Source organism: Dulcicalothrix desertica PCC 7102, from assembly GCF_003991905.1.
Taxonomy (GTDB): domain Bacteria; phylum Cyanobacteriota; class Cyanobacteriia; order Cyanobacteriales; family Nostocaceae; genus Dulcicalothrix; species Dulcicalothrix desertica.
Genome location: NZ_RSCL01000001.1, coordinates 444949 through 462974, shown reverse-complemented (window position 1 = coordinate 462974; position 18026 = coordinate 444949). Strand labels below are relative to the sequence as shown.

Here is an 18026-nt window from a genome sequence, read left to right as displayed (position 1 = left end):
AATCTAGTATTATTACGTACAAGGCTTTCTTCAACATCTAATTACTGGATGGCGCCTAAGATTGAAGGGCTTGTGTAATGGAAATTACCAATAATGATTAAGGCACCATAGGAATGAATGTCGCTTACAAAGAGCGCGCAAAACTTAATCGTAGGTTGCGTGGAGGAACGGAACCCAACAATTTTTATTATCTATATTGGGTTACGCACTCGCGCTCCACCCAACCTACAATTCGCAAAGTTTGTACCATTCCACCATCGGAATGGATTCATTTATTATATATACTTGAGTAAGTAGAGTTATTGCGAAAGAAAGCTAATGTATGAAAACCCTTGAAGAAATTAAGCTTGCCATCAGTCAGCTTTCAGAAGAAGAGCTTACAAGTTTCCGTTTATGGTTTGCTTCCTTCGACGCTGCTATATGGGATAAGCAATTTGAGGCAGATGTCGCTGCGGGGAAATTAGATAGACTAGCTAAAAAAGCATTACAACATTTAATAAAAAGAGGTTTTACCCACTTGTAAAACATCGAGTTATACGAAATTTTTGACAAATATAGCGATAATTGAAAATTGATTTAATACTACTGCGTCCAGTCTTCAATTGAAACAATTCCAATTCTCTCAAAATCACCTACATTTGCCGTAACCACAATATATCCCTTTGAGCAAGCAGTTGCAGCAATTCTACAATCTTGGGTTCCTACGCGCTTTACTTTCGGAGATAATGATTGATAAATTTGTTCTGCCTCCGAAGTATAAGGCAAGATTTGAAAGCGATGCAGCGCTTCAAATAATTCTTCAAATTCCTGATACGCATTTATTACAGAGGATTTCTGCCTTGATTTTTGAATTATAGCTAAAAGACCCTGGATTATTTCCTCAACGGTAATAATGCTAACAAATATTGATTCAGGCGGCTTACTCCGAATCTTTTTTCCAATAAGCGGAAAATTACGACGTTTATCTAGATAATTACTAACAATGATTGTATCAAGTATATACACTGGTGTTACTTGTCATCTAAACTACTATCTAAAATTTTATTAATCTCTTCTTTTTCTGCTTCTCTAAAGCGTTTTATTTCTTCAAGAGTCGCTTCCCAGAGTTCACCCCCAAACTTGCCTTCAAGGTCTGCAAGCGGGTGTTCATTCTTCTGAGCTTTCTTCTTTTTCTGAGGTAGTTTATGAGTAGTCATATTCTTATGGCGCCTGTTTAACATTAATTACTATTTTATATGATGCAGCAAAGTAGGTCAATTATAAATTACCATCCAAAGACATAATTACCGTGCTGTTTAATCTTATCCTAATCAATCACAACAACGTAAGTATAACAAAAGCGAAAAATATGTTTAGTCACAATTCAAAGTCGGTGCGTGGCGCCACAAGTTTTATCACTACGCTCAAGTTTTATCAAGGCGCCACACCCTACGTTTGTGTATGTTCAATTTTAAATTAATTTTTCTAAGCTTACTTGTAATTCTTTGGTTAAATCAGCTACTGCAAGTCTGGCGCCACTACGACTTTCTTTATATTCTGAATATCTATCAGAAACAGATATTGGTGTACCTATAATAATATTAGCTTTTTGCTTACCTAAATTTGGGCGCCGAGAGGTATTTCCTTCAGTGATTCGTGTTACCATCTCCCATAAAATTAGAAGAGTTTCAGCGAAGCGTTCGGGTGTGGGATTTTCTCGTACATAACTGCCTGTAACAGCAACGAAGCTTTCAACTACGCGCATGTGCCACATTCGCATATTAGCTTCAAGAGCAGCACGATTGCCTAAACCTTTTTCTACAACAGATAATGTCTTAATATCTTTAAAGTCTTCTCTAAAAATACAGTTCCAACCAGCTTGCTCGACTCTTCGACATCTATCGTTTAAACTACCTTTGGGTTGTAATTTAAAAAAGTCTTCTGCTACTTGTAATATTACATCTAATAATGCACGTAACCGCGCGGCTATAGCTTCATTTTTATCACTTGGTAATTCGGCGCCACCGTTTGTTGATAATTTGCAGTGGTAGAACTTAGTGTAAAAGTTTTCCATTATTGACAGTAAATGTTCTGCTAAACGCAGCAAACGAGAGTATAAAGAGTGCTGAGTGCTGAGTGCTGAGTGCTGAGTAGAAGAAGTTAACTCCTCACTCCTAACTCCTAACTCCTCACTTTTTAACCCGCTTTTTACTTCGAGTTCGGTGAGTAAATCATTAATGGCGTCCCACGGTTCGGTTACATAACTATATTTAATTCCAACTGGTAATATTACAACTTGTTCGGTGCGTCCTGCTTTCTGTAAATCTTCAGCGCACCAAAATGCCATTTGCGAGATACCTGGTTCAAGTGGACTAACTATTTCTGACAAACCATTTGTAGCACCTTCCGGCGCCGCTGCCATTGGAAAAGCTCCGTTTGCGAACAAATCGCGTGCGCTTCTAAGTCCCGTCCAATCTGCTTTGCCACGTTGTATTGGTGTTCCTCCTAAATACTGCAATATCCACCCCATGTGGGCGCCTGCCCAAAGTGGAATGCCTCGGTCATAGATACAATGAGCGTGAACAGGCGCCGTGAATTTAATGCCTTTATGACGTGCAACTTCTGGTACGATTCGAGAAAACAAGTACCCTAATGCGATTGGGTCATCGGTTTTGGGGTGGCGAAATGCTAACATAAAACGGATTTTACCCGCTTGAAACTGACTGTACAAATCTACTAATGTTTCAACATTTTCTGCTTCTACCTTGGTAAGTGAGGTTTGCGCGCGCATCCACAGTGGTAGCAGCAAATGAGTAAGACGCAGAAATTGAGGGTTGTACTTGGGAGCGATAAATTCGAGAGGTGGTTGTGCTTGGTACATAAACATTGGGAAATCTAAAATTTAAAATATTTGCTTTAAACTTAACCGAGAACGAAATCAACTATAGCTAAAAGGGGACAACGATGCGACTGTCACAAATGTTATTCGTCACGCTTAGAGATGACCCAGCGGATGCTGAGATTCCTAGTCATAAATTGTTACTTCGCGCAGGTTATATTCGTCGCATCGGTGCTGGTCTTTATGCGTACATGCCGCTAATGTGGCGGGTATTGCAAAAGGTTTCTCAGATAGTGCGCGAAGAAATGAATGCTACTGGCGCCCAAGAGTGTCTTTTACCACAATTGCAGCCTGCGGAATTATGGAAAGAGTCGGGACGTTGGGATACATACACTAAAGCTGAGGGTATCATGTTTGCCCTTACCGATAGACGCGATAGTCAGGTAGCTTTGGGTCCTACGCACGAAGAAGTAATTACGTATGTAGCGCGCGATATGATTCGTTCGTACCGTCAGTTACCTCAACACCTTTATCAAATACAAACCAAGTTCCGCGATGAAATTCGCCCTCGCTTTGGTTTGATGCGGGGACGCGAGTTTATTATGAAGGATGGCTACTCGTTCCACGCTGACGAGGAAAGTTTAAAGAAAACCTATCAAGATATGTACCAAGCGTACAGTAACATGCTGCGTCGTTCAGGTTTAGCGTTTCGTCCAGTTGAAGCAGACTCAGGCGCCATTGGTGGAAGTGGTTCAACCGAATTTATGGTACTTGCCGAAGCAGGAGAGGACGAAGTACTTTACACTGAAGATGGGCAATATGCTGCAAACGTAGAGAAAGCAGTTTCATTACCTGCCGATGCAGAACCTTCACCTTTTACAAATTACGAAAAAGTCGAAACACCAGGAACCGAGACAATAGAAAAAATGTGTACGTTCCTCAAGTGTTCCCCTACCAACGTCGTCAAAAACGTTTTATATCAAGCTTCTTACGACAACGGCATGACGGTACTGGTATTAGTAAATATCCGTGGCGACCAAGAAGTTAACGAAGTCAAATTACAAAACGAATTAACCAAGGTAGCTTCACAGTATGGCGCCAGTGCATTATTAAAGCTAGTCGTTCCCGATGCCGATGCACAATCAAAATGGGCAGCAAAAGCTTTACCATTGGGTTATATTGCACCTGATTTAACAGACGACCATATTAAATCAGCTAAAGATATTGCGCCAAAGTTTTTACGCTTAGTCGATAAAACTGCTGTTGACTTAAAAAACTTTGCTACAGGCGCCGATACTGCTGGGTATCATGTTGTAGGCGCCAATTGGAACGAGCAAATTAAATTACCAGACATCACCGTAGATGTGCGTAAAGCTAGACCCGGAGACAGGGCAGTACATAACCCACAGCAAACAATTCAAAGCGCGCGGGGTATCGAAGTAGGTCATATATTCCAACTAGGAACTAAGTACTCACAAGCAATGGGCGCCACATTTACCAACGAACAAGGAGAAGAAAAACCCCTTGTTATGGGTTGTTACGGTGTGGGAGTTTCGAGACTGGCACAATCAGCAGTCGAACAATCTTACGATAAAGACGGAATAATTTTCCCCGTAGCTATCGCACCCTATCACGCGATTATTTGTATACCCAACATCAGCGATGCCAAACAAGTCGAAGCAGCAGAACAACTCTACACAGAACTTAATAAAGCAGGTATAGAAACATTGCTAGACGATAGAAACGAGCGCGCAGGTGTTAAATTCAAAGACGCCGACTTAATCGGGATACCCTTTAGAATAGTCACAGGTAAAGCCTTAGCAAACGGCAAAGTTGAACTAGTTCAGCGCAAAACCAAAGAAACACAAGAAATTGCAATTGAAGATGTTGTACCAACTTTAAAACAATGGATTCAAGAAGCAATTAAATAATATCTTGTATCTTGTGGAACAGGCATCCCTGCCTGTTCAAAATAAATATAAAGAGACGGGCAAGGATGTACATCCCACAAGAATTATTAAATTGTAGGTTGGGTAAAGCGTCAGCGTAACCCAACATAACATCTGTATAATTTGAACAAAAAACAGCACCATTAGAATAGGTATGGCGCCTTATTTAACAATTCTATCTAAATTATGTTATTAAGCAATATATCTTTTTACTATGAAATCTAGCAATATAGAATTTATACAGCAAGTTGTTAAACTAACTCAAAACATTCACTATCGTAGTCAGAGTGATGATGGGTTTGAACCATTTGTATGGGAATTAGCTGAAAAGGGAGACTTTACTATAGAGAAATTTCTTAAATCAGAAGGATTTTTATATCCTGTAAAATGTGATGATTTATTAAAATATGTTTCTTCAGAAGCTAGTTGGTGTGGTTATGATACACCTAATCCTGCTGAAACTGCCGCAGAAATGAGTTTGAGATATAAAGAGCTTATTAACTTCTGTAACTCTAATTTTAAAACCACAGAGATTTACTTAGTAAGGAACTTACTCATAGGCTCTAGAAGAAATCCTAATACACGCAAAGAATCACTAACAAAATCTCTAATCGGGAATCCTGATTTATTATATCAGTTATCAATAAATAAAAAGAACCAAAGCGAATTTTATAAAAGAGGGATTATTTGTTGTGAACAGGAAGCTTTTCACATTATCTTAGGAGAGACATTTGAACATGATTGGGTTGGCATTGCACCTGATATGGATATGTCTGGTTCTACGAAGAGGAAAGGGGGAAAAATTTTGCCACTTCCTGAAAAATCCACATTTTTAAATACAATAAATTTGAACAACTATATTGAAAAATTTGTTAAAAATATAGATTTCCCCGTAATACATTTTACAGCTAGGTATACCAAAAAAAGTGCTATTGTAGAAATGTCACATACAAAAGATAACTTATTAACTAGATTACTTTCCTCTTTACAACTCTTAAATATATCTACTTTTGATGATTATAGTTCTCTTGACCTTGAAGAAGCTGATAAGGAGAAGTTCCGACCTTTAGATGAATTTCTTAAGTCAAAATTAATAGATATGCGAGAATACACAATAGGGCTAGGTATAGTATGTGATATTTATAGTATTGGTCGTACAATCGAAGGCGATTTGCTTGGTATTTCAACTCGTGCGAATTGGTAGATACCTCAATACTTAAATTTTGATGACTATCTCACAAAAATGCGAGAAAATAACTCATAAATTTTCAAGGACGGGCAGGGATGCCCATCCTACAAAAGTTAAGGAGTAATAATCAACCCTCACGCAATAAAACTCTTAGGTTGCACAAAGTCCACTTCTTTCAGTTGATTGACTGAAACATTTTGAAGTTCCGCCAAAGAATTACCCTGATAGTTAACAAAAGTATTTAGTCCATTCTGTGTGAGAGTTAGTTCGTTATAATCGACCACTCTAAACGAAGATGTAGCACTTCTGGCATTTATTACAACAGTTGTTAGCGAAGGCAACTGTAGTTTATCAGTTCCAATTTGAAAGTCCTGAATAAAGCTTTGCCCCTGCACTGGGTTACGAGTACTAGGGGACGAAAAATAGATAGAAGGTATAACAAAAGTATCATTACCTTCGCCACCAATAAGCGTATTATTGCCCTCAGCGCTAAGAACATCGTTACCATTACCTCCAATTAAAGTGTTGCCATCTCCCACTACATTGAAGACATCGTTACCTGACCCCCCATTTAATACATTATTATTACCCGTCACATTTAGGGTGGCGCCTCCTGCTGCCGCATTTAAAGTATTACCACTTCCAACCACATTAATGACGTTTCTGCTTTGGGCAGTATTGTCTGTACGCTGTTGAGGAGAACTCGCACGCGATAAACTTGTCTGAGTAACCAAACCTGGGTCAACACCAGAATTTAGTAAATTAGTATTTAAAGATGTATTCGTTGGCTGATATGAAAGGCTCTGACTGCTATTGCCAGAATTGTAAACGGTTAATTCCATATTAATCCCTGGTTTGAGGTATCGTTTAAGTCTCACCACCTATGAGCAAGCACTTGTTAAGTCAGTGTAATTCTTACGAAACCTTCCATTTGTTTGCCACCGTAATTTTTCGCAAATATTCAGAACAGCTTAGTTCAAAAAGTGCTAAGTAGTAAATTGTAATTTGTGGATTATAGGATTATAGATTGTGGAACGGGCGTCCCTGCCCGTGTCATAATATTAAAATTCACTGCAACAAAAATATAAAAAACCTAACCCCTAACCCCTTCCCTACTTCGGGTTGGGGAACAATTAGATAAAATATTAAAAACTATCACGCCTCTTATAAAATAAAGAGATTATTATCTGAACTATTTACTGACATTGGGACAGGATTTCAGCTAAACCATTTTAAAAACTGGTTTTTATATACAATTGCGAAAAAGAAAAATATAGCTGAAAGACCCGCAGCAATTAAAGAAATTTCTTGTTTGCCATAAACATAAGCCATTACAAAACCATTAATGACACCTAATAAAGCAATAACCAAAACTGCTACACCATAAATAAACGAAAATAAACTATTTTTAACCGTTTCTCCGGCTTTGGCTACATTTCCTGCTACAGCATTGGTTGCTTGCGAAGCTGTATTGACAACTGCATCTTTGGCTCCCATAACTGTACCAACTACTACCGTACCACCATGTGCAACGGCGCCACCAATAGTTTCTCCTGCCTTAACTGCGGTTGTAGCAACAGAAGAAGCAGCTTGTGAAGCAGTATTTATAACTCCTCCTCCAATACCAGCTGCTGTACCAACTATTACCGAACCTCCATGTGCAACGGCGCCACCAATAGTTTCTCCTGCTTTAACTGCGGTTGTGGCAACAGAAGAAGCAGCTTGTGAAGCAGTATTTATAACTCCCCCTCCAATACCTGCTGCTGTACCAACTACTACCGAACCACCATGTGCAACGGCGCCACCTATCATTTCTCCTGTCTTCACAGCAGTGTGCGCTACAGCTTGCCCTGTATATACTGCTGCACCACCAACTGCTTCTCCAACTCCAACTGCGGTTCCAACTACTGCTTGCCCAGCACATACGGCTGCGCCACCAACTGCTTCTCCAACTCCAACTGCGGTTCCAACTACTGCTTGAGTAGCTTGTGATGCAGCATTACCTACTGCTTCCCCTGCTTGTGATGCAGTTTTTGTAACAGATTCAAAGGTGCCTTGAGTTAATTTGAAAAAATCCATTGTTAATCACGAAGTAAAAACTTATGCTTTACTTACATGATTCCCTTCAAAACAATAAAATTAATACAGTTCTGAAAATCATTAAAATTTCCGTAATGCTACTGCTTTGCTGCTTTCTAAGTAAATTTACTAGTTATGATGCTAATTATAGCTAAACTTAACTAAGAATTAATATTCTAAATTTTAATATTTTCTTTTTAATTGAATAATTAAGTTTTGCAAACCTTCTAAATATTCATGTAAGTCAAATTCTATAAGAATAATTATAGCTTGGGTTTACGCGTAGCGAAAACCAATATATTACAAGATATTAACTGTGTTAACTTAAGGGACTACCAAAAATTAAATTCTTCCGGAATGTGGAACGGGCATCGCTCCGCTCAAGCGCAAGCTTTTGCCTGTTTTAAACGTAGGCGGGCAAGGATGCCCGCTCCACAAGAAAGTTTTGAAGATTTTTTGATGTGGAAGTCCTTTAGGAAGAAATTGTTACTCCTTGCAAATTAATGTTCTTGGGTTGTACAAAGTCTGTTTCTTGAAGTTGACTGGTAGAAATGTTTTGAAGCTCTGCCAACGGGTTGCCCTGATAGCTGATATCAGTATTTTGTTCTTTCTGTGTGAAAGTCAATTCATTGTAGTTGACTACTCTGAAAGAAGGTGTGGCGCCTGTGACATTTGTTACTGTAGGCAACTGCAATTTGTCAGTTCCTTGTTTAAAGTCCACAATTAAGCTTTGCCCCGGCGCCGCATTACTAGAAGACGACGAGTAGTCCGAAGGCAGAACAAAAGTATTATTACCTTCGCCACCAATAAGGGTGTTAATGCCAACAGCGCTAAAAGTATCGTTTCCTGAACCTCCAGTCACAGTATTGCCGTCTCCCACTACGCTGAAAGTATTGTTGCTTGACCCTCCATTTAAGGCATTGTTATCGCCTACTACACTCAAAGTGGCATTTTCTCCTGTTGCATTTAGAATGTTGCCAGTTCCAACCACGCTAATCATGTTTCCGCTCGCGGTAGTATTGTCTGCCACTTTACTAACCATACTGTTAAGGTTGGTGGACAAGATATCCAAACTTTGGGAAGCCGGAGCGCGCCACGACCTGATTTGATTAAACAGACCTGAATCAGTTCCAGTCAGGTTAAATAAGCCCTGAAGGGACGAGTTAAGTGAATTGCCATTCAGAGATACATTTGCTGGGTTAGTGGAAAAGCTGTAGTTGCCGTTGCTGGAATTGTAAGTAAATAATTCCATATTTTTCCCCTATTTGAGGTGTTGTTTGAGTCTCAGCACCTGTAGTGAAGCACTTGTTGTGTCTGTATAATTCTTACGAAGCCTTACATTTTTTACCACCGTAATTTTTCGTAAATTATGTATGCCAGTTTGGTTCAAATTGCGCTAAGTTAGTCCAGGCTTTTATATTGTAAAATTAAACATAATACGGTAACACGCCTGCAAAATTCAATACAATTTAAAATATTTATTTACGTAGAGACGCGATTAATCGCGTCTCTACAACACATTGATTTTCAACATTTGATTACCACCTTTTTGAAATTCGTAGGCAACGGGTTGAACAGAAGCGCTGAAACCTTTGCTCAATAAGTCTTGAATAACTGGTTCTAAATAAGGTGATAATTCACAGTCAAGATTGAGTAAAGGAAAAATCCTAACTTCTTTAGAAATTCGTAGAAGTTCATTAATTGAAGCAACATGAAAATCAAGAGATAACTTGTCTGAGTATAGAAAGAGTAAATGAGAACATAGGCATAATTCAAATTGATTATCTGCAAATTCTAATTTTGGTAAAGATTGCGGCAAGTAGCGTCCTGTAATTTTACCAGCTTCGTAATCTAATAAGAATCTTTCCATTGTGGCGAGACGGACTTGACCTAGTTCTTCGGCGCCATTAAAGTGTTTCCAAACATAACGATTTGGGTTTAGGTTTAATTGTGAAATGACTTGTTCGTAAGTTTCTTGCACACGCTGTCTAATTTGTGGCGCCGAAAATTGATATATTGGGTCAATGGACTTAACGGAGTATCCGAGTTCTGTGATTTCGGCATTAAAGCTAGCGGGTCCATCGCCACAACCAAGAATTGTAGCTCTCAAATCTGTCTCTGACAGGTTGAACATTAACTTATATTCTTCTAGCGTCCTGCCCCAAGGCACAACTTCATTTAGTTTCATTGCTCAAAAATAATGTTATTTTGACCAATCGTAGTTTACACCCAATTCGTCAATTTTAGCTCTAAGAGGATGTTTGAAAAGTCAGATAAGGTATAAATTGTCATTCTGAGTGGAGTCTTACGGAACGTAAGCGAAGCTTTCCCGAAGGGTAGAATCTAGGGTTTTGGACACATACTGAGATGCTACCCTGCGGGAAAACTGCGTTAACGTTCCTCAGCATGACATTCACGGGCACTTTTCAAACAACCTCTAAGGTACTTGAAATGCTTATTAGAGCGAACCATTCTAGATATAGGGTATGTAATAGCATCAAGGATAATTTTTAATATTTGCTTTACCCCTTTAGGATTGAGCGAATGTACAATTATTTTGGTGTTTGTGTTTCGAGATAACTTTATTTCCTTTGCTACATCGGCGCCGTTTAATTCTCCACGCAGATTGTAGTCGAGAGAAATAATATCAGTATTGACTAGCATCCACGCATGAGAGCGGTAAAGAGAAGTTAAAATACTTTGACGTTCTTCTGTATCTTCTATTATTAAAACCCTAAGCGAGACTGTAAACTGGTTCTGATAATTTTCTTGGGTCAATGTATTCTCCAAGTGCAACTGAAAAACAACTGTCTATTTTGTCGAGCGGAACATCTTGTCCTAAAAGTAAATAGTCACTATCAAAATCATCTACTAGGTAAATGCAATAAAATAGCTCACTCTCATCAAAAAGATAAGAAACAGCTACTTGTTTAGCTTCAAGAGATTCAAAATCTTCTTTTAGAGTCCAGATGCGAACATCACGGCATATTCTACCAATACAACCTTTAAGTGAAGGTGGAGCAAAGGATAATTTTTAAAGTTGATATATTTTTATAAACTCGTTACTTTCGATATTCATGGGCAATACTACAATTGATAGCTGTTCACCATAAACATCAAGCACATAAATTAAATTACCTTCAAAATGAAACTTTACTGCGCCTGAGTTATAAGAGAAGTACTCTGCTTCAGTAAAATGCCCACCTTCAAGAAACGATGGAAGGTCGATACCAAAAAAACGGTCAATTTCCACCAGTTTACGACCAATACATTTGGCAAGAAAATCTTTTTGTTTCAATGGTAGCAAATCTAATAATTCAGTGTCCGTTAACATATTATTCTGCTCCTTTATTCTTATCTCTTAATATTTTCTTAAATCGCTCGATAATATTTTGGATATCTCCTTGCGGGCCTTGTCTACGCAAGCCAAAATTAGTTGGGTCGTTTACAAAAACTGCACCATCGCTTCTTCGCACAAGAAATTGGAAATCGCCTACATTTGCACCTGCTTTTTTCAATTTTTGATAAATATCGTCTACTCTTCGATGGTAGTGCCCCCTTAATTGCTTCATCGCTATGAAGTATAGCGTTGAAATAGCGGTCAAAACAACATTTGAGTTCAATATATAGGGACTTTAAGGGATGTGAATGGCAGACTTGTAATCCTCTTATATAAGACTTTTATTTAAACTTGCATCAATTAAAACTGAAAGCGCGCTTTGAGCAAATGTTGCTCCATCGGGTGACTGTTCAATTGTTGCCATCAAACTGGCGCCACCAATCAATAATAGATACTGTCTAGAAAAAGCATCTGGGTTTTGCACTCCTGTTTCTGCTGCCAAACGCATGATAATTTGACGAATAGATTCACGTAAATCAATTGAAATATGGTGTGCTTTGTGCGATGCATCGGCGATTTCTAACACCGCATTAATAAACGGACATCCGCGAAATCCCGGTGATGCATACCAGTCTCGCAAGACATCAAACGTTGCTAATAGTCGCTCTTTCGGTGTGTTACCACGTTCAGTAACAGCATTTTCAAACCATTGAATCCACTGCTGCGCGCGGTGTTCCATCACAGATTCAATCAACTTATCTTTAGAGGGAAACCAACGATATAAAGTTCGTTTGGCTACACCTGACTCCGCAATCACTTCGTTTATACCAACATGCTGAATTCCCTTTTGATAAAAGAGTTCAGATGCTGTTTCTAAAATTTTTAGCCTAGCAGCACTCGTATCAATGGTCATATTTTTAAATAAATTAAGGTAGACAAGTTTGTCTCCATGCGTATATACTAGCATTCATTAAATGTAGACAAGTTTGTCTCCCTCAAGTTAATCACCGAGGAAAAACGCATGGAATTTACAGTTCACACCATAGAAACGGCGCCTTCTGCTTCCAAAGAAATGCTGGCTCATGCAAAAGATACGTTTGGCATAATTCCAAATCTTGAAGGAGTTTTAGCTTCGGCGCCTCCAGTATTGAAAGGTGGAATGATATTGTGGGATTTATTTGAGACAACTAGCTTTACGCCTACTGAACGGCAAGTTATATATTTGACTATTAATTACGCACATGAATGTCATTACTGTATGGCAGCACATTCTGCGCTTGCTACTAGCTGTATGTTGCCGAGCGATATAGATTTATTGCGTAATGGGGAAGTTCTAGAAAATGCGAAATTACAAGCATTGCAGAAATTTACTCGGCGCCTAGTTGAAGCACGAGGTTGGGTGGAAGATAATGAGGTTGAAGAATTTATCAATGCTGGTTATACGAAAGAACAGGTTTTAGAAGTAATTTTAGGAATAGCTATCAAAGTTATCCATAACTATACAAACCATCTTGCTAAAACACCTGTGGATAAAGAATTTAAACCCTATTCATGGGACAATGAAAGCAATGCAATTTAAATAGCACGATGAAAACACCTGATGAATGCGAGAATATGACAGATATTCGCACAGAAATAGACAATATCGACCATCAAGTTATTGCCTTGCTTAGTCAACGTTTTGGTTATGTTAAGGCTGCATCTAAGTTTAAAACAAGCGAAACAAGTGTTAAGGCGCCTGAGCGTTTTCAAGCAATGTTACAACAGCGTCGTGTTTGGGCACAAGAAGAAGGTTTAAATCCAGATGTAATTGAGAAAATGTATAGTGACCTGGTTAATTATTTTATCGAAGAAGAAATGCAGCATTGGCAAAATAAATAAATTTTCTCAACGCGCGGCGCCAGTATTCAGCTTTCGTTCTTATCGGGTTTTAATATTGCTCGAAAGCTACCGAGCGCATTAAAACAAAGTTTATTCCTGAGCTTTGTTAAACCACTGTGTAATAGCAAGAGCCAGAGTCAAGGCTAATTTTTTTTGTTCATCAGTGTTTGTTATCCACTCGAATTCTTCAGGGTTGCTAAAAAAACCCAATTCTAGAACTACTGATGGCGCTACTTCTGGACGTGTAAGCGCTAAGTTATTCCAAAAAACACCACCAGAAGAACGTCCGAGTTTGCGAGTCAGGTAGTTATGAATAAAGACGGCTAAACTTTGTGATTGCGGATGATACCAAAAAGCTCTTATTCCTTTAACTTTTTCTGCATCCTCATCATCTTCTGCAAAAGTATAATGTATGGTAACAGCAATAGTGGGTTCTTCTTGATTTATAATTGCTTGGCGCTCACTCAAAGATAAATCTCTATCATCATCCCTTGTCATCACTACTATTGCCCCACGCTTTTGTAACTCTACAGCTAATAGCTTTGACACTTTCAAATTTATGTTTTTGGCAAAATATCCATTTACACCTACGGCGCCTGTTTCTTGACCCCCATGTCCTGGATTTATTAGTATTTTTATATCAGATAAAGGTTTTTGGTTTTTGGTTTTTCTAACGGTTGCTGGAACGATATTTGCTTCGTGTTGCTGTTGCGCCAAAGTGAATGAGTTAAATAGCAATAAGCTAACAGAGCATAGTAATAACGATACAAGTTTCATTTAAACTCCATTTATGCTTGTGTACTTTATACTCGCATCAATTAATACAGAAAGTACACTTTGAGCTTCGGTTGCACCATCAGGTGATTGCTCAATTGTTGCCATTAAACTGGCGCCAGTATTCAGCTTTGATTCTTATCAGGTTTTAATATTGCCCGAAAACGCCCGTAGGTATCTGTCCCAGATGACCCACCCAATTTCTCAGGATTCACAACCACAAAAATAGATTGAATTCGACTTTCAACTACTTCCAAACTAATAGTACTATATAAAGATTCATTTACATAATTTACTATTCCTGGTTCTCCATTAACTAAGGCAATATTAGAAATTAAATCAGGAAACTGTTTATGGCGCCGAATTGCAATTAGAACACGAGCTACTTTGCTAGAACCATACAGTGGCTTAAATGTCGCTGGGACTATAAAGTACTTTTTCAACTCGAAGTACGTTTCCATTTAAGTCCACAACCTCTTTTACTTCTGCACAAGCGTCATTACTTATTCTAATTTCAAATCCTGCTGCCTTTATTTGTTTTATTGTTTCCTCGTATTGGGGGTGTTGTTCCATTCGGACGCTACCCTCACGAATAGTCTCAGGCGTAGGATTTTTTCCTGTTGTTGCTCCGGTCGTCAGTTTCAATTGTTTAGTGATAGATTCGTTAAGGTTCCCAAAACAATAGCCTTTGTTCCTAAAATCACGAATATGACTTAATCTTATTCCATTTAGGAGTCTTGAGGCTTGCCTGGTTTTGTACTAACAGTAATTATAATTGATGAGCAGCGCACAGAACGCATATAATTACTATAGTATTTAATTATGGCTTAATTTCGTACTGAATTTAATACTTTTTATGATTAATTTAGAAAATATTCATCCTCTAACAGATTTTAAGCGTAATGTCAAGCAGTTTATAGAGCGTACTAAAGCGACAAAATCTCCTCTTGTCCTCACTGTTAACGGCAAAGCAGAAATTGTTATTCAGGATGCAATAAGCTTTCAGGAAACTCAGAAGCGACTGGAGCAAGCAGAAGCAGAAGTGCGAAAGCTGAAGCTAGAAGCTTTGCAGCGTGACATTAACCTAGGAGCCGAACAATTACGTAATGGGCAGTACACGGAATATAATGATGAAACTCTGCCTGGTTTGCTACAAAAAATTAAAGAGCGAGGAGAACGCAGGTTGCATTCTCAGGAAGATTAAATGAATACCTATAGACTTTCGGAGCTTGCTGAACAAGATTTGGAGGATATTTGGGTTTTTATTACTGAGCAAAATCCACTTGCTTCTGACAAACAAATCGCTCAAATTCTTAATCGTTTGCCCATGTTAGCTCAATTTCCTGACATGGGTAAAAAGCAAGATGCTTTACTTAATGGACTCAGAAGCTTTCCAGTTAAGCCATATATTGTTTTTTACGTCAAAATTGAAGATGGCATTGAAATACTACGAATTTTGCATCAATCAAGAGATTTTGAAAGTCAATTTGGCAACGAATAAGTTGTAGTAAAGTACCATTACATCTCTTATCACTTGCTCGGTGATGCGGTCTAAAAAGAGAATACAGTTCGCAATGTACCTGTAAAAATTGTACCGTTATCTTCTTGGTTCGCAGGATTGGTAATTACTTGTATTAACGGTGTGATTCTAATGTTATCGGAAACGGGAAGATTATAGAATGCTTCAAAGTTTGTCTGAGTTGCATTACCTACTGCATTTTCAATAAATGGTTGACCTATAGCAATACCTGCTAAGGCGCCTTCTTTAAAAAGGTCTGGAAACGCAATACCTGCCATCCAGTAGCTGGGTTCAATGTCACCAAAAGCAGTGTCATTATAACTACCAAAACCATAACGACCAAAGACTGCAAACGAAGGTGAAATTGCTAGCTCAACGTTGGCGCCGAATACGTTGAACCGTCTTGCAAGTTGAGCAAATTCTTACTGACTTGAAATAAAAACTTTAGGACTGCTACCAAAACGGCGCCGGAAGTGGTAACTCAAATGGCTTTGATGAGTAAAGCCAACTAAAGTAGAAATTTCTGCAATACTCAATTTTCCCTCAAGCAGTAGTTGCTTGGCACGTTCGACACGATACCGAATTATGTACTGATGCGGCGCCAATCCAGTAGACTGTTTAAATAAAGTAGAAAAATAACTTGGACTCATGTACACAATTGCCGCTAACTTAAAGAGCGTTAAATCTTGATCTAGATGAGCGTGAATATAGTCCAGTACTTGCTGCAACTTGCGCTTTGGTAAAGCATTTTTACAGAAAGATTGTGTAGGGTTTTTAACAGAATAATTACGTAACAGATGAGCCATTAACGCTGTTACCAATGAATCAACATATACACGACCACCTAATTGGTTTGATTCCAATTCAGATTTAAGAGCTAACGCAATACCATGAATTAGTGGGTCGGGATGACTTAAGGTTGGCAATAACTCAACATTATCCACATCAATCGCTTCTGTAATGTATTGTATAAATATATTTGGTTCAAAAGCTAGTGTAATAAATTCATACTCCGTTTCCCAAAATGCCTTATTTCTTACATTCGCTGGCAAAACAGTAATCTTTCCCCAATTTATACGACTTGCTTGAGACACCCCTTCAATCGTTTCAATTATTGGTGATTGCAAAGTACAATGGTGCATGATGATGCAATTTTGGTTAGAGGAGTGTTCAGGCATTTCATACTGCGGTTGAGAATGATACCGAAAGTGAATATCCCAGTTAGATGCATAACTTGATAGCAACGCAGCACGCGGGTAAATCATTGAATCCCCGTCTTTTGTAGTAAAATCAACCATCAAAGGACTTTTTGACATCATAAACTTCTACCCCCAAAGTCAAGATAACTCGCTTAGATTAAACATAGTCGTAATGACTTCATATTAATAGATTTTTGAAGGAATAGCTTTACATATGTCCTATACATATTTTGATACTTAAAAGAGCATCTGTTCTAATAAATGTTTTCTTCTATCTTGCCAAGTTTGTACCTGATGATAAACGGCGCCTTCAATCAAAATTATAAGCTGACAGGGATTTACGAAACTGATAATGAATAGTTGTAATCATGAAGAGAGCGTTGCGGTTAAGAACTTTGTATGCAGCATCTAATAGCTTGGCAGCAGCAGCTTCCCTAATTGGGTTTTTATTTGATAACTAGTTTCGCATCCCTCGGCAGCAACGGTTAACCCCAGAATCACTACAAGCTTTAATACAGAAACTCAAAACAGGAGAGTGGTAAATGATAGAGCAAATCCTCCAAGATGAATTTCAAATAAATTCTCTTCAAATTGCCGACATTGTATCATACCTCAATCACAATGGGTGGCAGGCTGTTCCACATCCAAACCCGTATCTGTTAGTGTTTCAAGGTGGGACTGACGACATCGGCAACCCCATTCAACTGGTTTTACCTATCCAAAATACTTATGAAGATAGTCGAAGATTAATAGCCAAAGCAATAAACCTACTGGCAGTACTTCAAGCAAAATCCCCGCAAGAAATTATTAAGTTAATTACACAAACGCGCACAAGTTCCGTCACGTCATAAGAGCGAATCGAAGTCAAGGGCGATTATTTGACCCTTGGTTTCGCCATTATCGTCTTATGCTAGTTAATTAATAACAGTAATGGCGCCTATGTCAACACCTTACCAACAAACCATTGAACTTGGGGAGCAGGGAAACATTGTTCTTCCTGAATCTATCTGTCATCATCTCTCACTGCAACCCGGTGAGAAACTTATTCTCACCCTGGAACCGGATAATAGCCTACGTTTGACTAGTTTGCGGATTCAAATCCAAAATTTGTAAGGAATTTACAAAGACATCGCTCTAGGAATCAGTCTTGCTGGGGTTGATAGCAGGAACTAATTCAAGAACGTCATAGCTTACATCTTGCACCTCTAAGTGTAAACTACAATATTAATAATATATAGTAGCTAAAATAACAATGATTTCTTAGTCCTCTTTTAGAGG

24 protein-coding genes and 1 pseudogene are annotated in these 18026 nt (G+C 38.5%); 9 read left to right on the top strand and 16 right to left on the bottom strand.

The annotated features are described in order from the left end of the window. Positions 1-322 precede the first annotated feature (322 nt). Positions 323-523, top strand: a complete 201-nt coding sequence (locus DSM106972_RS02035; protein ID WP_127078338.1) for a hypothetical protein — start codon at positions 323-325, stop codon at positions 521-523. 59 nt (positions 524-582) lie between these two features. On the opposite strand, the gene DSM106972_RS02030 is transcribed toward DSM106972_RS02035, so the two are convergent. The 3 genes from DSM106972_RS02030 to DSM106972_RS02020 form a co-directional block, all read right to left on the bottom strand. Next, complete coding sequence (locus DSM106972_RS02030; protein WP_127078336.1) at positions 583-1005, bottom strand: type II toxin-antitoxin system VapC family toxin; 423 nt, start codon at positions 1003-1005, stop codon at positions 583-585. A 5-nt stretch (positions 1006-1010) separates the two neighbouring features. After that, complete coding sequence (locus tag DSM106972_RS02025; RefSeq protein WP_127078334.1) at positions 1011-1196, bottom strand: hypothetical protein; 186 nt, start codon at positions 1194-1196, stop codon at positions 1011-1013. 254 nt (positions 1197-1450) lie between these two features. Then, positions 1451-2860 (bottom strand): 1-acyl-sn-glycerol-3-phosphate acyltransferase, encoded by a 1410-nt coding sequence (locus DSM106972_RS02020; RefSeq protein WP_127079107.1) that lies wholly within the window; start codon positions 2858-2860, stop codon positions 1451-1453. A gap of 83 nt (positions 2861-2943) precedes the next feature. Here DSM106972_RS02020 and proS point away from each other — a divergent pair, with 83 nt between their 5' ends. Further along, positions 2944-4749, top strand: a complete 1806-nt coding sequence (gene proS / locus DSM106972_RS02015) for a proline--tRNA ligase (protein ID WP_127078332.1) — start codon at positions 2944-2946, stop codon at positions 4747-4749. Between the two features lie 232 nt (positions 4750-4981). Continuing rightward, on the top strand, positions 4982-5971 hold the full coding sequence (locus tag DSM106972_RS02010) for a nuclease A inhibitor family protein (RefSeq protein WP_127078330.1): 990 nt from the start codon (positions 4982-4984) through the stop codon (positions 5969-5971). Between the two features lie 119 nt (positions 5972-6090). Here DSM106972_RS02010 and DSM106972_RS02005 read toward each other — a convergent pair whose 3' ends face one another. The 8 genes from DSM106972_RS02005 to DSM106972_RS01970 all read right to left on the bottom strand — a co-directional run bounded on the left by DSM106972_RS02005 (position 6091) and on the right by DSM106972_RS01970 (position 12288). Further along, complete coding sequence (locus tag DSM106972_RS02005; protein ID WP_127078328.1) at positions 6091-6798, bottom strand: calcium-binding protein; 708 nt, start codon at positions 6796-6798, stop codon at positions 6091-6093. A 376-nt stretch (positions 6799-7174) separates the two neighbouring features. Next, complete coding sequence (locus DSM106972_RS02000; protein ID WP_127078326.1) at positions 7175-8035, bottom strand: TrbL/VirB6 family protein; 861 nt, start codon at positions 8033-8035, stop codon at positions 7175-7177. Positions 8036-8507: 472 nt separating this feature from the next. Then, the gene (locus DSM106972_RS01995) at positions 8508-9287 is read right to left on the bottom strand and encodes a M10 family metallopeptidase C-terminal domain-containing protein (protein ID WP_127078324.1); all 780 of its coding nucleotides are present in this window, start codon (positions 9285-9287) and stop codon (positions 8508-8510) included. A 258-nt stretch (positions 9288-9545) separates the two neighbouring features. Further along, the gene (locus DSM106972_RS01990; RefSeq protein WP_127078322.1) at positions 9546-10223 is read right to left on the bottom strand and encodes an SAM-dependent methyltransferase; all 678 of its coding nucleotides are present in this window, start codon (positions 10221-10223) and stop codon (positions 9546-9548) included. Positions 10224-10426: 203 nt separating this feature from the next. Continuing rightward, the gene (locus DSM106972_RS01985) at positions 10427-10813 is read right to left on the bottom strand and encodes a cyclic-phosphate processing receiver domain-containing protein (protein ID WP_127078320.1); all 387 of its coding nucleotides are present in this window, start codon (positions 10811-10813) and stop codon (positions 10427-10429) included. Positions 10814-11069: 256 nt separating this feature from the next. Continuing rightward, positions 11070-11369 carry a hypothetical protein gene (locus tag DSM106972_RS01980; protein WP_127078318.1) on the bottom strand — a complete coding sequence of 100 codons (300 nt, stop codon included), beginning with the start codon at positions 11367-11369 and terminating at the stop codon, positions 11070-11072. Between the two features lies 1 nt (position 11370). After that, positions 11371-11607: a hypothetical protein gene (locus DSM106972_RS01975; protein WP_127078316.1), complete on the bottom strand. Its 237-nt coding sequence runs from the start codon at positions 11605-11607 to the stop codon at positions 11371-11373. Positions 11608-11703: 96 nt separating this feature from the next. After that, a complete protein-coding gene (locus tag DSM106972_RS01970) occupies positions 11704-12288 on the bottom strand; it encodes a TetR/AcrR family transcriptional regulator (protein ID WP_127078314.1) in 585 nt (194 codons plus the stop codon). Between the two features lie 108 nt (positions 12289-12396). Here DSM106972_RS01970 and DSM106972_RS01965 point away from each other — a divergent pair, with 108 nt between their 5' ends. Together DSM106972_RS01965 and DSM106972_RS01960 are read left to right on the top strand one after the other, a co-directional pair. Beyond that, complete coding sequence (locus DSM106972_RS01965) at positions 12397-12954, top strand: carboxymuconolactone decarboxylase family protein (RefSeq protein ID WP_127078312.1); 558 nt, start codon at positions 12397-12399, stop codon at positions 12952-12954. A gap of 8 nt (positions 12955-12962) precedes the next feature. Continuing rightward, positions 12963-13256, top strand: coding sequence for an isochorismate lyase (locus tag DSM106972_RS01960; RefSeq protein WP_127078310.1), 294 nt, complete (start codon positions 12963-12965; stop codon positions 13254-13256). A gap of 90 nt (positions 13257-13346) precedes the next feature. On the opposite strand, the gene DSM106972_RS01955 is transcribed toward DSM106972_RS01960, so the two are convergent. The 3 genes from DSM106972_RS01955 to DSM106972_RS01940 form a co-directional block, all read right to left on the bottom strand. After that, the gene (locus DSM106972_RS01955) at positions 13347-14033 is read right to left on the bottom strand and encodes an N-acetylmuramoyl-L-alanine amidase family protein (RefSeq protein ID WP_127078308.1); all 687 of its coding nucleotides are present in this window, start codon (positions 14031-14033) and stop codon (positions 13347-13349) included. A 122-nt stretch (positions 14034-14155) separates the two neighbouring features. Beyond that, complete coding sequence (locus DSM106972_RS01945; RefSeq protein ID WP_145837634.1) at positions 14156-14473, bottom strand: sigma-70 family RNA polymerase sigma factor family protein; 318 nt, start codon at positions 14471-14473, stop codon at positions 14156-14158. Then, positions 14439-14675 (bottom strand): hypothetical protein, encoded by a 237-nt coding sequence (locus DSM106972_RS01940; RefSeq protein WP_127078304.1) that lies wholly within the window; start codon positions 14673-14675, stop codon positions 14439-14441. The genes DSM106972_RS01945 and DSM106972_RS01940 overlap by 35 nt, the downstream gene beginning before the upstream one ends. A 211-nt stretch (positions 14676-14886) precedes the next feature. On the opposite strand from DSM106972_RS01940, the gene DSM106972_RS01935 reads away from it, so the two are divergent. Both DSM106972_RS01935 and DSM106972_RS01930 read left to right on the top strand, forming a co-directional pair. Further along, the gene (locus DSM106972_RS01935) at positions 14887-15234 is read left to right on the top strand and encodes a type II toxin-antitoxin system Phd/YefM family antitoxin (RefSeq protein ID WP_127078302.1); all 348 of its coding nucleotides are present in this window, start codon (positions 14887-14889) and stop codon (positions 15232-15234) included. After that, a complete protein-coding gene (locus DSM106972_RS01930; protein ID WP_127078300.1) occupies positions 15235-15531 on the top strand; it encodes a type II toxin-antitoxin system RelE/ParE family toxin in 297 nt (98 codons plus the stop codon). A gap of 50 nt (positions 15532-15581) precedes the next feature. On the opposite strand, the pseudogene DSM106972_RS01925 reads toward DSM106972_RS01930, so the two are convergent. Next, positions 15582-15932, bottom strand: a pseudogene (locus tag DSM106972_RS01925) (carbohydrate porin); the annotation flags it as partial. Between the two features lie 39 nt (positions 15933-15971). Continuing rightward, complete coding sequence (locus DSM106972_RS01920; RefSeq protein ID WP_127078296.1) at positions 15972-16868, bottom strand: helix-turn-helix domain-containing protein; 897 nt, start codon at positions 16866-16868, stop codon at positions 15972-15974. A 422-nt stretch (positions 16869-17290) separates the two neighbouring features. Here DSM106972_RS01920 and DSM106972_RS01915 point away from each other — a divergent pair, with 422 nt between their 5' ends. Together DSM106972_RS01915 and DSM106972_RS51100 are read left to right on the top strand one after the other, a co-directional pair. Beyond that, positions 17291-17599, top strand: coding sequence for a hypothetical protein (locus DSM106972_RS01915; protein ID WP_127078294.1), 309 nt, complete (start codon positions 17291-17293; stop codon positions 17597-17599). Between the two features lie 79 nt (positions 17600-17678). Further along, a complete protein-coding gene (locus tag DSM106972_RS51100) occupies positions 17679-17861 on the top strand; it encodes a hypothetical protein (protein WP_127078292.1) in 183 nt (60 codons plus the stop codon). Positions 17862-18026: the final 165 nt, after the last annotated feature.

Bases quoted from the DNA above. Each gene is read 5' to 3' on its own strand.
- DSM106972_RS01960 (WP_127078310.1), top strand. From the start codon at position 12,963: ATGAAAACACCTGATGAATGCGAGAATATGACAGATATTCGCACAGAA.
- DSM106972_RS02035 (WP_127078338.1), top strand. From the start codon at position 323: ATGAAAACCCTTGAAGAAATTAAGCTTGCCATCAGTCAGCTTTCAGAA.
- DSM106972_RS01970 (WP_127078314.1), bottom strand. From the start codon at position 12,288: ATGACCATTGATACGAGTGCTGCTAGGCTAAAAATTTTAGAAACAGCA.
- DSM106972_RS02010 (WP_127078330.1), top strand. From the start codon at position 4,982: ATGAAATCTAGCAATATAGAATTTATACAGCAAGTTGTTAAACTAACT.
- DSM106972_RS01995 (WP_127078324.1), bottom strand. From the start codon at position 9,287: ATGGAATTATTTACTTACAATTCCAGCAACGGCAACTACAGCTTTTCC.
- DSM106972_RS02005 (WP_127078328.1), bottom strand. From the start codon at position 6,798: ATGGAATTAACCGTTTACAATTCTGGCAATAGCAGTCAGAGCCTTTCA.
- DSM106972_RS01915 (WP_127078294.1), top strand. From the start codon at position 17,291: ATGATAGAGCAAATCCTCCAAGATGAATTTCAAATAAATTCTCTTCAA.
- DSM106972_RS01975 (WP_127078316.1), bottom strand. From the start codon at position 11,607: ATGAAGCAATTAAGGGGGCACTACCATCGAAGAGTAGACGATATTTAT.
- DSM106972_RS02025 (WP_127078334.1), bottom strand. From the start codon at position 1,196: ATGACTACTCATAAACTACCTCAGAAAAAGAAGAAAGCTCAGAAGAAT.
- DSM106972_RS01990 (WP_127078322.1), bottom strand. From the start codon at position 10,223: ATGAAACTAAATGAAGTTGTGCCTTGGGGCAGGACGCTAGAAGAATAT.
- proS (WP_127078332.1), top strand. From the start codon at position 2,944: ATGCGACTGTCACAAATGTTATTCGTCACGCTTAGAGATGACCCAGCG.
- DSM106972_RS01980 (WP_127078318.1), bottom strand. From the start codon at position 11,369: ATGTTAACGGACACTGAATTATTAGATTTGCTACCATTGAAACAAAAA.
- DSM106972_RS01920 (WP_127078296.1), bottom strand. From the start codon at position 16,868: ATGATGTCAAAAAGTCCTTTGATGGTTGATTTTACTACAAAAGACGGG.
- DSM106972_RS01965 (WP_127078312.1), top strand. From the start codon at position 12,397: ATGGAATTTACAGTTCACACCATAGAAACGGCGCCTTCTGCTTCCAAA.
- DSM106972_RS01955 (WP_127078308.1), bottom strand. From the start codon at position 14,033: ATGAAACTTGTATCGTTATTACTATGCTCTGTTAGCTTATTGCTATTT.
- DSM106972_RS01930 (WP_127078300.1), top strand. From the start codon at position 15,235: ATGAATACCTATAGACTTTCGGAGCTTGCTGAACAAGATTTGGAGGAT.
- DSM106972_RS51100 (WP_127078292.1), top strand. From the start codon at position 17,679: ATGGCGCCTATGTCAACACCTTACCAACAAACCATTGAACTTGGGGAG.
- DSM106972_RS02020 (WP_127079107.1), bottom strand. From the start codon at position 2,860: ATGTACCAAGCACAACCACCTCTCGAATTTATCGCTCCCAAGTACAAC.
- DSM106972_RS02000 (WP_127078326.1), bottom strand. From the start codon at position 8,035: ATGGATTTTTTCAAATTAACTCAAGGCACCTTTGAATCTGTTACAAAA.
- DSM106972_RS01935 (WP_127078302.1), top strand. From the start codon at position 14,887: ATGATTAATTTAGAAAATATTCATCCTCTAACAGATTTTAAGCGTAAT.